Annotated in this window: 13 protein-coding genes and 1 tRNA gene; 4 read left to right on the forward strand and 10 right to left on the reverse strand. The window is 66.6% G+C overall.

Annotated elements, in window-relative coordinates; all coding sequences use genetic code 11:
* Positions 1–4: 4 nt before the first annotated feature.
* Together ACGFK1_RS23120 and crgA are read right to left on the reverse strand one after the other, a co-directional pair.
* A complete protein-coding gene (locus ACGFK1_RS23120) occupies positions 5–424 on the reverse strand; it encodes a PH domain-containing protein (RefSeq protein WP_393434757.1) in 420 nt (139 codons plus the stop codon).
* Between the two features lie 155 nt (positions 425–579).
* On the reverse strand, positions 580–843 hold the full coding sequence (gene crgA / locus ACGFK1_RS23125) for a cell division protein CrgA (RefSeq protein ID WP_067798178.1): 264 nt from the start codon (positions 841–843) through the stop codon (positions 580–582).
* A 173-nt stretch (positions 844–1,016) separates the two neighbouring features.
* On the opposite strand from crgA, the gene ACGFK1_RS23130 reads away from it, so the two are divergent.
* Positions 1,017–1,787 carry a DUF881 domain-containing protein gene (locus ACGFK1_RS23130; RefSeq protein ID WP_393434686.1) on the forward strand — a complete coding sequence of 257 codons (771 nt, stop codon included), beginning with the start codon at positions 1,017–1,019 and terminating at the stop codon, positions 1,785–1,787.
* Positions 1,788–1,821: 34 nt separating this feature from the next.
* Positions 1,822–2,496 carry an aminodeoxychorismate/anthranilate synthase component II gene (locus tag ACGFK1_RS23135; protein WP_393434689.1) on the forward strand — a complete coding sequence of 225 codons (675 nt, stop codon included), beginning with the start codon at positions 1,822–1,824 and terminating at the stop codon, positions 2,494–2,496.
* On the opposite strand, the gene pknB is transcribed toward ACGFK1_RS23135, so the two are convergent.
* From pknB to ACGFK1_RS23170, 7 genes are all read right to left on the reverse strand, one after another.
* Positions 2,474–4,354, reverse strand: coding sequence for a Stk1 family PASTA domain-containing Ser/Thr kinase (gene pknB, locus ACGFK1_RS23140; protein ID WP_393434692.1), 1,881 nt, complete (start codon positions 4,352–4,354; stop codon positions 2,474–2,476). The genes ACGFK1_RS23135 and pknB overlap by 23 nt on opposite strands.
* Positions 4,351–5,679: a protein kinase gene (locus ACGFK1_RS23145; protein ID WP_393434695.1), complete on the reverse strand. Its 1,329-nt coding sequence runs from the start codon at positions 5,677–5,679 to the stop codon at positions 4,351–4,353. The genes pknB and ACGFK1_RS23145 overlap by 4 nt, the downstream gene beginning before the upstream one ends.
* Entirely contained in the window at positions 5,676–7,151 is a 1,476-nt protein-coding gene (gene pbpA, locus ACGFK1_RS23150; RefSeq protein WP_393434698.1) for a D,D-transpeptidase PbpA, read from the reverse strand. The genes ACGFK1_RS23145 and pbpA overlap by 4 nt, the downstream gene beginning before the upstream one ends.
* Positions 7,148–8,557: an FtsW/RodA/SpoVE family cell cycle protein gene (locus ACGFK1_RS23155; protein WP_393434701.1), complete on the reverse strand. Its 1,410-nt coding sequence runs from the start codon at positions 8,555–8,557 to the stop codon at positions 7,148–7,150. The genes pbpA and ACGFK1_RS23155 overlap by 4 nt, the downstream gene beginning before the upstream one ends.
* Positions 8,554–10,080, reverse strand: a complete 1,527-nt coding sequence (locus ACGFK1_RS23160) for a PP2C family protein-serine/threonine phosphatase (protein ID WP_393434704.1) — start codon at positions 10,078–10,080, stop codon at positions 8,554–8,556. The genes ACGFK1_RS23155 and ACGFK1_RS23160 overlap by 4 nt, the downstream gene beginning before the upstream one ends.
* The gene (locus ACGFK1_RS23165) at positions 10,077–10,544 is read right to left on the reverse strand and encodes an FHA domain-containing protein (RefSeq protein ID WP_067798202.1); all 468 of its coding nucleotides are present in this window, start codon (positions 10,542–10,544) and stop codon (positions 10,077–10,079) included. The genes ACGFK1_RS23160 and ACGFK1_RS23165 overlap by 4 nt, the downstream gene beginning before the upstream one ends.
* A gap of 187 nt (positions 10,545–10,731) precedes the next feature.
* Positions 10,732–12,138 carry an FhaA domain-containing protein gene (locus ACGFK1_RS23170; RefSeq protein ID WP_393434760.1) on the reverse strand — a complete coding sequence of 469 codons (1,407 nt, stop codon included), beginning with the start codon at positions 12,136–12,138 and terminating at the stop codon, positions 10,732–10,734.
* A gap of 259 nt (positions 12,139–12,397) precedes the next feature.
* On the opposite strand from ACGFK1_RS23170, the gene ACGFK1_RS23175 reads away from it, so the two are divergent.
* Together ACGFK1_RS23175 and ACGFK1_RS23180 are read left to right on the forward strand one after the other, a co-directional pair.
* Positions 12,398–12,480, forward strand: a tRNA-Leu gene (locus ACGFK1_RS23175).
* A gap of 136 nt (positions 12,481–12,616) precedes the next feature.
* Positions 12,617–13,798 (forward strand): hypothetical protein, encoded by a 1,182-nt coding sequence (locus ACGFK1_RS23180; protein WP_393434708.1) that lies wholly within the window; start codon positions 12,617–12,619, stop codon positions 13,796–13,798.
* On the opposite strand, the gene ACGFK1_RS23185 is transcribed toward ACGFK1_RS23180, so the two are convergent.
* The coding region (locus tag ACGFK1_RS23185) for an integrase core domain-containing protein (RefSeq protein ID WP_393434763.1) at positions 13,795–13,958 on the reverse strand (164 nt) is incomplete at its 5' end. The genes ACGFK1_RS23180 and ACGFK1_RS23185 overlap by 4 nt on opposite strands.

The following is a 13,958-nucleotide window of genomic DNA, read 5'->3' on the forward strand; positions in this document are numbered from 1 at the left end:
GCGGTCATCGGCCGCCGGCGTAACCGGCGGCAGTCAGCGCGTCCAGCACGTTCAGCGGATCGGTGCCCAGATCCCACCGGGTGAACACCAGTAGCTGATCGTCGGTTGTGTCGATCTCGAGTAGCCGCACTTTACGCGCGAGCCGCCGGAATTCGGTGATCCGGATGATCTTGATATCCGTTGGCCGAAGCAGGTTTGACCGCGTCCATCCGCGGATAAGTAGACCGTCGCCACGAATTGCCAGTTTTGGTCGTGCGCGCCAGGATGCGCTTGCAAACACGAGCAAACCCGCTGCGGCAATCCCGAGAAGAATGCGACCAGGTGGATCTGTGATCATGGTCACAGCGGCGATAGCCAAGATGAGCCCGATCATGCCGCAAGCAGCGATTCCGAGCGTCGAAGGGCTCCACTCAGTTTGCTGGATGGACAACTAACACCCTTTTACCGTTGCTAATGAGGTTATCCACAAGTGCTATCCCCAATGGGGATGAATCACATCGGTGTGATCCGGTGACCGCAAGGTTGCTAAACGGGTAACGCGTGGAGACCTAGTTGAATTCATACCGATGGTCTGTACGGCTAGCGCCAGCGCATCGTGAGCAACAGACCGGTGATCATGAAAGCAAAGGCGATGGCATAGTTCCACGGGCCGAGGTCGGCGAGGAACGGGATCGCATTCGACGCGAGCTGGAACACCAGCAGCCACACCAGCCCGATGAGCATCAGGCCGCAGAACAGTACGACGAACCAGACGCTCGACGGCCCGGCCTTGACCTTGACCGGCGTCCGGCTCACCGGGTTGATGGTGAAATCGTTCTTCTTGCGGACTTTGGACTTGGGCATGGCTACCTTCGCGAGGTCGGGTCGTGGTCACACCAGTCGCTGGTGCGACTACTGACGACTAAGTCGCTGGTGCGACTAAAGACGACTAAGTGCGACGGACGACTAAGTGCGACGATGTAACTACGAGCCTAACGTAGGAGAACCCCAGCCCAAGAATTCCTGGAGACGAGCCGATGGACCAGCCTCCCCAGCGTTCGCGGGGGCCCAGTCGAAGCCCCTGGCGATTCGGCGTGCCGGTGATCTGTCTGCTGGCGGGTCTGCTACTGGCCGCCACGCACGGTGTGTCCGGCGGCAGCGAAATCCGCCGTAGCGACGCGCCGCGGCTTGTGGATCTGGTGCGCGAAGCTCAACAGTCGGTGGACCGGCTCACGGCTCAGCGGGACACCCTCGTGTCGACCATCGACAACCACCACGGCGGCTCCCCCGCTGCGGCCGCGGCGCTGACGGCGATCACCAGGCGCTCGGCCGAACGGGCCGTCGACGCGGGCTTGGACCCGATGCGCGGCCCGGGTCTCGTCGTCACGCTCAACGATGCCCAGCGCGACGCGGAGGGCCGCTTCCCCCGCGACGCCTCCCCCGACGACCTGGTGGTGCACCAGCAGGACATCGAGGCAGTGCTCAACGCGTTGTGGAGTGCAGGCGCTGAAGGCATCCAGATGCAGGACCAGCGGATCATCGGGACCTCGGCACCGCGGTGCGTCGGCAACACGCTGCTGTTGAACGGCCGCACGTACAGCCCGCCGTATGTGATCACCGCCGTCGGAGACGGCGCCGCGATGCAGGCGGCATTGGCCGCCGCGCCGCTGGTGACGCTCTACAAGCAGTACGTGGTGCGGTTCGGCCTCGGCTACACCGAAGTCCCGCGAACCGAGGTGGACCTGGTTGGTCACACCGAGCCGGTGCGGATGAAGTACGCCAAGCCCGCGGGCCCCCTCGGCTACTGAGAATCTCGCACGACCCGACCAGTAGCCTGGGCTGATGCGGGTCTTGGTCGTCGACAACTACGACAGCTTCGTGTTCAACCTGGTCCAGTATCTGGGCCAGCTCGGTGTGCACGCGGATGTGTGGCGCAACGACGACGAGCGCCTGGCCACCGACGCCGACACCGCCAGGGCAGCTGAGCAGTTCGACGGGGTGCTGCTCTCCCCCGGCCCCGGCACTCCGGAACGCGCAGGGGCCTCCATCCCGCTCGTCAAGTCGTGCGCGGCGGCAAAGACTCCGTTGCTCGGGGTCTGCCTCGGGCACCAGGCGATCGGGGTGGCGTTCGGCGGCACGGTCGACCGCGCACCCGAACTGCTGCATGGTAAGACCAGCACCGTATTCCATTCGAATTGTGGTGTGCTGCAGGGGCTTCCGAACCCGTTCACCGCGACGCGCTACCACTCGCTGACGATCCTGCCCGACACCGTGCCCGCCGAACTGGACGTCATCGCCCGTACAGAGGGCGGCGTGATCATGGGCGTGCGCCATGTCGAGCTACCGATCCACGGCGTGCAGTTCCATCCCGAGTCGATCCTCACCGAAGGCGGGCACCGGATGCTCGCCAACTGGCTGGGCTTCTGCGGCGCCGCGCCCTCGGAGTCGCTGGTGCGCCAGCTAGAGGACGAGGTCGCGGAGGCGGTGCGGGCCGCTACGACGCGAACGCCAGCGTGATCGGGGCGTCCTTGTTGACCGGTGTTCCGGCGGCCGGGCTCTGCGTCACCACCGCGTTGGTCCGCTGACCGCTGTTCTGCACGTCGGGCGCGCGGATCAGCTGGCCGGTCCAGCCGTAGCCCGCGCGCAGATTGGGCTCCACGTCGGTCCAGAAGCCGCCTCGCACATCGGGCATCACGAACTGGTTGCACTGTGACAGCTGCAACTGGATCGGGGTATCAACGGGGGCTTCCTGCCCGGCCGAAGGAACCGTGCCGATCACCTGACCGCAGGGCGCTGCGCTGTCGACCTGAACCGGCACGACGTTGACGAAGCCGGACGCCGTGAGGATCTGCCTGGCCGGCGACTCCGTCTGGCCCTTGACGTCGGCCACCTGCCTGCTCCTCGGCCCGTCGCCGACGACGATGGTGATCTCGTTGGTGACCGCCGACGTCTGGTTGGGACCCGGAATCGTGGTCAGCACCCGGTCCTTCTGTTCGGGCGTCGACTCCGACCTGCTCTCCTTGAACTTCCCGAAGCCCGCGTTGGTCAACCGTTGCACACAGTCGGCATAGGTGAGGTTCTTGCAGTCGACGACCTCGCGCTGCTGGGGACCGGAGGACACGTTGAGGGTGATCTCGTCGCCGGCGCTGACCGAGGTGTTGGCCGGTGGGTTGGTGTCGATGACGTGGTCGGGCGGGACGGTGGAATCCGACTTCTGCAGCGGGTTTACCTTGAAGCCGGCGTTCTGCAGTTTGGCGATAGCGTCGGCGCTGACCATGTTGCTGACGTCGGGCACCTGCACATCGCGGGTATTGCCGCCGAACATGTTGATGGCGACCGTGACCACCACGGTCAGCACCGCCAGCACCGCAACGGCGATCAGCCAGCGCCCGACCGAACCGCCGCGCTCTTCTTTGTCGTCGTATCGCATCGGAGGGCGTCCGACCGGGTCGGTCCGATCGGTGCGGTGCTCCGAGGTGGGCGACGCCAACAGGGACGTCCGCTCGGCGTCGGTGAGTATCTTCGGCGCCTCGGGCGCCTCGCCGCTGTGCACGCGCACCAGGTCGGCGCGCATCTCCGCGGCGGACTGGTAACGGTTGTCCGGGTTCTTGGCGAGCGCCTTGAGCACCACCGCGTCCAGTTCCGGGGTGATGTCGCTGTGCCTCTGCGACGGCGGCACCGGATCCTCGCGGACATGCTGATACGCCACCGCGACGGGTGAGTCACCGATGAAAGGTGGCTCGCCAGTAAGAATTTCGTAGAGCACGCAGCCCAGCGAGTAGACGTCGGAGCGCGCGTCGACCTTCTCGCCGCGGGCCTGCTCCGGGGAAAGGTACTGCGCGGTGCCGATCACCGCGGCGGTCTGCGTGACGCTGTTGGCGTCGGCCAGCGCGCGGGCGATGCCGAAGTCCATCACCTTGACCGCGCCGGCCTTGCTGATCATGATGTTCGCGGGTTTGACGTCGCGGTGGATGATGCCGTGCTGATGGCTGAAGTTCAACGCCTGGCACGCATCGGCGATCACCTCGATCGCCCGCTTGGCGGGCATCGGCCCCTCGGTGTGCACAATGTCGCGCAGCGTGACGCCGTCGACGTACTCCATCACGATGTACGGCAACGGCCCGGTGGCGGTCTCCGCCTCACCGGTGTCATACACCGCGACGATCGCCGGGTGATTCAGCGCCGCCGCATTCTGCGCCTCGCGGCGGAATCTCAGATAAAAGCTCGGGTCGCGGGCCAGGTCGGCGCGCAGCACCTTGACGGCGACGTCGCGGTGCAACCGCAGATCGCGCGCCAAATGCACCTCGGACATGCCGCCGAAGCCAAGGATGTCACCGAGTTCATACCGGTCGGACAGATGCTGCGGGGTCGTCATTTCCATGTCTGTTCTGAAGCTGCGGGTCGCGGGTCGGCCGGCTCCGCCGCCCACGGTGCCACCTGCACCCTTGCCTGCCAGGCAACGAAGTCGGTATCCCCTTCACCTTGTCCGAAGATGCCCTCATCGGTCCAACCGGGCATCGCCGTCGGCGACTGGAAGGGGGTTGTTTCGGTAATCGTATTCGTCACGGTCGGCGGCGGTGACTGCCGGTCCTTCTTGTCTTGTGCGTTCAGCACGATCAGGACCGCGATCACGATGGCAAGCGCGCCGAGCACACCGGCCGCCCACAGCAACGCGCGCTGGCCCGACGAGAAGGTGCGTCGCGGCGGCGGGGAGCTGCGGTGGCTGCCGGTGACAGGGCGTGGCCTTGCCGTGGTGGCCGGTGCCCGGCCGGTCAGATCGGCGGCCGCCCGCGCTTGTGCGGCCGACGGCACGGCCGCGGGCGCTGCCCTGCCGATCGACGGCGCCTGGTTCGGCCGCGGCGGCCTGCGACCAGACCGCACGGCGGCCACCGCGTCGGCGAACGGCCCGCCGGACCGGTACCGCATGCCGGGGTTCTTCACCAGCGTGATCTCGATGAGTTCGCGCACGTTGGGCGGCAGGTCGGCGGGCAGCGGCGGCGGCGTCTCCTTGATGTGCTTCATCGCCACCGTCAGCGCCCCGTCGCCGGTGAACGGCCGTTTGCCCGAAACCGATTCGTAGCCAACAACTCCCAGCGAGTACACGTCGCTGGCCGCGGTGGCGTCGTGGCCAAGCGCCTGTTCCGGCGCGATGTACTGCGCGGTGCCCATCACCATGCCGGTCTGGGTGACCGGCGCCGCGTCGACGGCCTTGGCGATGCCGAAGTCGGTGAGCTTCACCTGGCCGGTCGGCGTGATCAGGATGTTGCCCGGCTTCACATCGCGATGCACCAGACCCGCGGTGTGCGCGACCTGAAGGGCGCGGCCCGTCTGCTCGAGCATGTCGAGTGCGTGCCGCAGCGACAGCCGTCCGGTGCGCTTGAGCACCGAGTTCAGCGGTTCGCCGTTGACGAGTTCCATGACCAGGTACGCGGTGCGGCCCTCCCCGTCCATCTCGGTCTCGCCGTAGTCGTACACGCTGGCGATTCCGGGGTGGTTGAGCATCGCGACGGTGCGAGCCTCCGCGCGGAACCGCTCGACGAACTCAGGGTCGGTGGAGTACTCGGCTTTGAGCACCTTGATGGCGACGCGGCGGCCGAGCCTGGAGTCGATGCCCTCCCAGACCTGGCCCATGCCGCCGGTGGCGATCAGCCGCTGCAGCCGGTATCGGCCGGACAGCGTGACTCCGACGCGCGCGCTCATGAACCCTCCCGCAGCGCCGCCGCGATGGTCGCGCGGCCAATGGGAGCGGCCACCGCACCGCCGGTCGCGGACAGCCGGTCGCCACCGTTCTCGACGACGACGGCAACGGCAACCTTGGGAGCCGATGCCGGCGCGAAAGCGATGTACCAGGCATGTGGCGGTGTGTTGCGCGGATCCGTGCCGTGCTCCGCCGTGCCGGTCTTCGATGCGATCTGCACGCCGGCGATGGCTCCCTTCTGCTGCGTCACCTGCTCGGCGGCGACCATCAAATCCGTAAGTGTATTCGCCACCTGCTCGGACACCGCCCGACGCTCCTCGCGTGGAGCAGTCGTGCTGATGTTGGCGAGGTCGGGTCCCTTCAGACTATCGACAAGATAGGGCTGCATGGTCACCCCTTTATTCGCGATGGTGGCGGCGACCAGCGCGTTCTGCAGCGGCGTCAGAGCGACATCTTTCTGCCCGATGCTCGACATGCCAAGGGCGGCGGCATCGGCGATCGGGCCCACGGTGGACTGCGAGACTTGAAGCGGAATCGCGGCGGGCGGGCTGTCGAGCCCGAACGCCGCCGCCGTCCACCGCAGTCTGTCCGCCCCGGTGTTGATGCCGAGTTGGACGAACGCGGTGTTGCACGACTTGGCGAACGCATCGCGCAGGGTTGCGGTCGGACCCGCGCCGCACGCCGCGCCGCCGTAGTTCTCCAACGTCGCGGTGCTGTCAGGCAACGGAATTCGCGACGCGGACGTCAGTTGGGTGTTCTCGGTGGCGCCGGCCTGCAGCGCGGCCGCGGTGGTGATCACCTTGAACGTCGAACCAGGGGGGTAGGTCTCCGCGATCGCCCGGTTCAGCAGCGGCGAGTCGGGGTTGTCACGCAGCTGCTGCCACGCATTGGATTGTTCCTGAACATCATGTGTGGCAAGAAGATTGGGGTCATAGGACGGTGAGGACACCATCGCCAACACCTTGCCGGTCGACGGCTCCAGCGCCACCACCGCGCCCTTGCATGGGCCGTTGCAGCCGCCCTCCATCGCGTCCCAGGCCGCCTGCTGAACCTGCGGATTGATGGTGGTCGCGACATTGCCGCCGCGCGGGTCGCGGCCTGTGAAGAAGTCCGCCAACCGCCGCCCGAACAGCCGCTGATCGGAACCGTTGAGGATGGTGTCCTCGGCGCGTTCCAGGCCGGCGCTCGAATAACTCAGCGAATAAAAGCCGGTGACGGGGGCGTAGGCCAGCGGGTTCGGGTAGACCCGCAGGAAGCGGAACCGTCCGGTGGTGGACACCGAATACGCCAGCAACTGGCCGCCTGCGGATATCTGGCCCCGCTGCCGCGAGTACTCGTCGAGCAGCACCCGCTGGTTACGCGGATCCGAACGCAGCCCGTCGGCGGTGAAGACCTGGGTCAGTGTGGCGTTGGCCAACAGCAGCACGATCAATGCCATGATCGTGACCGCAATCCGGCGCAGCGAGGTGTTCATACCTTCTCGATCACTTCGGTGCTCGCCGCCGCTATCGGCGTGGAGTGTGGCCGGGTGACTATCGGTCGGCGGGCGGCGTGCGAGATGCGCACCAGGATCGCCAGCAGGACATAGTTGGCCAACAGCGACGAACCGCCGTAGGACATCCACGGCGTGGTCAGCCCGGTCAACGGAATCAACCTGGTGACACCGCCGACCACGATGAACAATTGGATCGCCAAGGTCGCCGCCAGTCCGGCGGCCAGCAACTTGCCGAAGCTGTCGCGAACCGCGATGGCGGTGCGCAGTCCACGGATGATCACGATGGCGTAGAGCATCAGCACCGCGGCCAGCCCGACCAGACCAAGTTCCTCGCCGACCGCCGCGATGATGAAGTCGGTCGACGCGGCGGGCACGGTGCCCGGTTGACCGTTGCCGAGGCCGGTGCCGAAGATGCCACCGGTGGCGAAGCTGAACAGCGACTGCACCATCTGATAACCGGCGCCGTCGGGGTCGGCGAACGGATCGAGCCAGGTTTCCACCCGGATCCGAACGTGGTCGAAAAGGTGATAGGCGACAACGCTTCCCGCGGCGAACAGGGCCAGGCCGATGACCACCCAGCTGAACCGGTCGGTGGCGACGTACACCAACACCAGGAACGACGCGTACAGCAGAAGAGACGTGCCGAGGTCCTTCTCGAACACCATCACGCCGACGGAGGCGATCCAGGCCGCCAGCAGCGGGGCCAGGTCACGCGGCCGCGGCAGGTCCATGCCGAGGAAATGCTTTCCGGCACTTGTGAACACGCTGCGCTTGGCCACCAGCACCGCGGCGAAGAAGACGAGCAGCAGGATTTTGGAGAACTCCGCGGGTTGAATCGAGAAGCCGGGCAACTCGATCCAGATTTTGGCGCCGTTCTGTTCCGACATCGAGCGGGGAAGCACGGCGGGGATGATTAGGAGGACCAAACCGGTCAGGCCGCAAACGTATCCGTAGCGCGCCAGCATCCGGTGGTCGCGCAGGAAGATCACCATCAGGCAGAAGGCGACGACGCCAACCAGTGTCCAGAGCATCTGTTGATTCGCCGTGCCGCCCAGGCCTTTTTCCGGCGGGCCGCCCGCGGCCAGGTCGAGCCGGTGAATCATCACCAAACCGAGGCCGTTGAGCAGCGCGACCACCGGCACCAGCAACGGGTCGGCATACGGGGTGAACCGCCTGATCGCCAGGTGCGCGCCGGTGAATAATGCCAGATACGCCACCGAGTACTGGGCGAGATCCCAGTGCAGACCCTGCTCCTGGTTGGCCTCGACGAGAAGCAGTGCGATGGTGGTGATCAGCGTCGCGAAGATGAGCAGAAACAGCTCGGCATTGCGACGATTCGGCAGCGGCGGCGTGACGGTGACAGGCGACTGCGGTTGGGTCGTCATGAGATTTCCCGGCAGTTCGTTCCCGGTTCTGGTGGCGGGGGCGGCAATGCCGTCACGGTGGGCTGCGGGCTGGGCGATGGCGGCGGCGAGGGGGCACCGGGTGGCGGCGGACCGGGCGGTGGGGGCGCAGGCGCGGTCACCGTGGTCGGCGTTTCTGGCTCGGGGGAGCCGGGGCTGGACTCGGGAATGCCTGGGTTCACCGGTGTTTCGGGTAGGTGCGGCGCCGGTGAGGTCGTGGTGGACGTCGGCGTGCGCGGTGCACACGTCGGGAGTACCGAGCTGCGGGCAAGCTCCTCGATCTGGGCGATCGCGTCGTCGAGCGAGCCCGACGGCAGGCCGGCAACCACTTGTGCACGTTCCGATGGCCGCATGTCGTTGACCCCGAGCATGCGACAGTCCAGGTTGTTCTTGGACTGCCCGACGCTGATCAGCGACAGCTCATTTCGCGCGTTGAGACATCCCAGCAGGTACGGCTCCTGAAGTGCCAACCCCAGAAACGATCCCTGAACACCACGCATGATGGACACCGTGCCGTCGTGCTCGGTGACGTAGTAGTTACTGCGCACGATTTCTCGGCCGACCGCAAGCCCGGCAAGCACCACAAGAACCAATAGCGCCGCGGCGATCAGTATTCGTCGTCGGGACCGTGGCTTCTGCTCGGGCTCTTCCGGTTGCGGGACAACACGTTTGGCCTCGTTGCGGCGAGGGTTGAACGCGGAGGCGCGACCGGCCGCGGTGTTGGGCGGCGCGGTTTGGTCGTCGTCACCGGACACCGCACCGGCGAGGATGGGCTGAGTCTGGCCGTAGTCGTAGTCGACGACGTCGGCCACCACCACCGTGACGTTGTCCGGGCCGCCGCCGCGCAACGCCAATTCAATTAGCCGGTCCGCACTTTCGGCGACATCCGCGATCTGCAGCGCCTCGAGGATGGTTTCGTGGCTGACCGGATCGGACAGACCGTCGGAGCACAACAGGTACCGGTCACCGGCCCGCGCCTCGCGCATGATCAGCGTCGGCTCGACCTCGTGGCCGGTGAGCGCCCGCATGATCAGGGAGCGCTGCGGATGGCTGTGCGCCTCCTCGGCAGTGATCCGGCCCTCGTCGACCAGCGTCTGAACGAACGTGTCGTCCTTGGTGATCTGGACCAGTTCCCCGTCGCGGAGGAGGTAACCGCGCGAGTCGCCGATGTGGACGAGCCCAAGCCTGTTGCCCGCGAACAGAATTGCGGTCAGCGTGGTGCCCATGCCCTCGAGTTCGGGATCGGCTTCCACGTGCGCGGCGATCGCGGAGTTGCCCTCGCGGACCGCGCCGTCGAGCTTGGAGAGCAGGTCTCCGCCCGGCTCGTCGTCGTCGAGGTGTGCAAGGGCCGCGATGACCAACTGCGAGGCCACCTCACCCGCGGCGTGCCCGCCCATCCCGTCGGCGAGGGCGAGCAGCCTCGCACCGGCGTAAACCGAGTCCTCATTGTTGGCGCGAACCAGGCCGCGGTCGCTGCGCGCCGCATATCGCAGAACGAGGGTCACGGGCGCAGCTCGATTACCGTCTTGCCGATTCGAACCGGCGTGCCCATCGGAACCCGTACCGCCGTAGTCACCTTCGCCCTGTCAAGGTATGTGCCGTTGGTCGATCCTAGGTCCTCCACATACCATTCCGAACCTCGTGGCGACAGTCTGGCGTGCCGGGTCGAGGCATAGTCGTCGGTCAGCACGAGTGTGGAGTCGTCGGCGCGGCCGATCAGCACGGGCTGTGTGCCCAGCGGTATCCGGGTGCCGGTCAGCGCGCCCTCCGTCACCACGAGCTGACGCACCACGTTGCGGCGGCCCCTGTTGGGCAACAGCGAGCCGCGCAACGCCAGGCCCCGTCGCACCATGACCGCTCCGGTCGGCGCATAGATATCGGTCCGCAGGATGCGCAGCACCGACCAGATGAACAACCACAACAGCAGCAGAAATCCGACGCGCGTCAGCTGCAGTACTAACCCCTGCATCTGACGTCCTCTCCGAGGTTCAATGTCGCCGGCGCAGCGGCTCCGGCCCCCTCCCGTTTACGTTGCGTCGGCCCGCCGAAACGACTCAAGCCACCTTCGGCAACGTCACGATACTTGGACAGCGATCGACGTGAGGGTGAAGCGTTCGCTTCTCCCGGCCTGCGCCGCCCAGAACCGGGCCGGGTTTTCAGTGAACGCGGACGATGATCTCGGAGTGGCCGAGCCGGATCACGTCGCCGTCAGCCAGCTGCCACTCCTGTACTGGTGCGTTGTTCACCGTGGTTCCGTTGGTCGAGTTGAGGTCGGAAAGCAGCGCGACCTGGCCATCCCAGCGGATCTCCAGATGGCGGCGGGACACCCCGGTGTCGGGAAGCCGGAATTGCGCGTCCTGCCCGCGACCGATCACGTTCGCGCCCTCACGCAGCTGGTAAGTCCGCCCGCTGCCGTCGTCGAGCTGCAGTGTGACCGTCGTCGCACCCGCCGCGTAGTCGCCCTGGCCGTAGCCGCCGTATCCGGCGGCCTGGCCCTGCTGGCCGTAGTCATAGCCGCCACCGCCGGCAGGCTCGGCGTAGCCCGGTTCTGCATAGCCGGCGCCGGCGGGCGGCTCGCCGTAGCGGCCGTAGTCCGGTTGGGCGCCGTAACCGGCGTCCTGCCTGCCGTATGTCTGACCGCCGTAGCCGCCCCCTTGATCGGGGTAGCCGCCCTGCTCCGGGTAGCCACCCTGGTCGGGGTACGCCGGGCGCGGCTCCTGGCGACCGTAGCCGCCGTCGGCCTGACGGCCGTAGTCGTAGTCACCGGCGGGCGCGCCGTAACCGGGCTGGCCGCCCTGCGGCGGGCCGTAGCCACCCGGCGCTTGCCGGTAGCCCTGGTCCGGGTAGCCGCCACCTTGCTGCGGCGGGCCGTAACCCGCGGGCGGGCGCTGCTCGTAAGGCGGCGGCGGGTAGCCGCCCTGCTCGGGGTAGCCGCCGTGGTCCGGGTAGCCACCCTGCTCGGGGTAGCCCTGCCGCGGTGGATAACCTTGGTCGCCCTGCTGCGGGTAACCGCCCTCCTGCGGCGGATACTGGCCGCGATCGTCGGGTCGGCCGTACCGCTCGTCGTAGTACTCGTCGGCGGGCCGCCCCTGTCCCTGGCCGCGGTAACTGGGATTGTCGCTCATCGGTGGTACTCCTGGTTCTGCGTAGGACGCACGGTCTGGTGGTGGGGCGGTGTCGCCTTTGGTCGTATCGGGGTTGACCGCTCCACGCGCGCGAAACTGTCCGGTGTGCAGGTTCGGTGACGCCTCGAATCTGACGACCACATCACCATACGTTTGCCACCCCTGCTCATGGATGTATCCCTCCAAGTGCTTGGCGAAAGTCGATGACGTGAGGTCCGGGTCGGCGCTCACCTTCTGATAGTCAGGCACACTGAGGGTAATGACGTAGTCGTTTGGGGCCAAAATACGGTCACCGAGCACTTCGCGCGCGCCGGCGTCGGCCTCGCGGCGCAGCATGGCCTCGACTTCTTGCGGGACAATCGATCCGCCGAACACGCGGGCGAAGGCGTCGCCGACGGTCGATTCGAGTTTGCGTTCGATGCGGTCGACCAGACCCATATCACCGCCCGCCTCACTCGTAGTTGTCCGTCGGTCCTGCTCATCGACGGGTGCGCCAGCGTGTCGCCTGGGCACCTGGCTTATCTGCATGGTATCGGCCGAGCGCATCGCAGCGGGACCAACAGAATTCTGAGAATCGAATCGATGCAGGTCAGGCTGTCTGATCGTGATGCACTCACGCCGTATTGGCAGCCCAGGTCGCCGAATCGGTACGGTTGGGGAGCGGGGTGGCCAGCGTGATAGGCTCCCCCGGTTGTTGGGGCGAGTGGCGGAATGGCAGACGCGCTGGCTTCAGGTGCCAGTGTCCTTCGGGACGTGGGGGTTCAAGTCCCCCTTCGCCCACACATGAGATGAGTCGAGACGAGGCGAGTTGCCCAATTCGGGTGGCTCGCCTCGTTTATTCGAATCCCGCTGAATGGTTTTGAACACCGCGCGGGCGGCCGTTGTAATTCGACCCGGGCACGGTAGCTTTTTTCGAATGCGGCTCGCGTATATCGCAATTGTGTCGGTGGCCTTGTTGTCCGCCGCGTGTTCCTCGACGGTCGACGGTTCCGCGGTAAAGCCGTCGGGTGCCGCGGCAGGCCCGTCGATCGACGTCAGCAAGCTCGACGTCGGGCCGTACCCGACGCAGCCGGCCCAGCCGCTCGGCGTGACGGGCGATCCGGACCGGGGAGTGTTCGTCGAATCGCAGCGGATGGCCAACAACGTCATCGGCCCATGGGAGGTCGACCCAGCCGTCACCGGATGGTTCGGCTTCGGTGCCACGGTGCTGCCGAATGTCGGCGCGCTGGCGCAGATCGGCCCCGAGACGTTCGCGGCCGCGGCCAGCCAGCACGGGTTCATCAACGGCTTCGCCTCGGCGCGCACCCAGGACGGTCAGAAGATCCTGCTGAACGCGGTGCTGCGGTTCGCCGATCCCGGCGCCGCCTCCGCGGCGGCCACCGAGTTCGGCGACATCGCGACCAAGACGGGGGAGGGCGTGCAGCCCGCCCAGATTCCCGGGCATCCGGACACGAAGGCGGCGAGCTACACCCAGACGGAGGGCTCGACAGGCAAGAAGTGGAACGCCGTGCGCGCGTTCACTGCGCACGGGCAGTACGTGTTCATGCAACTCGCGCAGGCCGTCGACGGAATAGACCCGGCCGTCGGGCTGGTCGCCAAGACCATCGACCTGCAGGGGCCCGCGATCGACAAGTTCCGCGCGACCGATCCGTCGGAGTTCGCCGACATCTCGCTTGATCCGACCGGACTGCTGGCGCGCACGATCCCGGTCCCCGAAAAAGAAGCCACCCCGATCCAGAACGCCACCTACGAGCAGCGCGGCGCGCTGCAATTCCAATCGGATCCCGCCCGCTCGGCCAAGCTGTTCGCCGAGATCGGCATGGACCTCGCGGCGATGGCGAAGACCAACGTCTACCAGACCAAGGATCCCTCGGGCGCGACCAAAATCGTCGACGGTTTCTATGCCGAACTGCAGCCGACGTCGCAGCCGGCCAAGCCGGTCAACAACCTGCCCGACAGCCGCTGCCTGCAGCTGAAGGACAAGACCTTCTACTGCCTTGGCGCCGCGGACCGCTACGCCATCGAAACCACAGCCGACAACCTGCTCGACGCTCAACAGCAGGTCGCCGCGCAGTACGCGATGCTGCTGAGCGGCTAGTTGTGATGTCCAGGGAGGTTGGTCAGTCGTGTGATCGGCGGCTGGCCTCCGATGGCGGAGTGGGATCGGTGGTGATTGTAGAAGTGGAGCCAGCCCGGTAAGGCGATGTCGCGTTGGTCGGTTGATTCGTAGAGTCGGGCGTAGGCCCAGCCGTCGGCGA

This window comes from Mycobacterium sp. NPDC048908 (assembly GCF_043197955.1).
Classification (GTDB): domain Bacteria; phylum Actinomycetota; class Actinomycetes; order Mycobacteriales; family Mycobacteriaceae; genus Mycobacterium.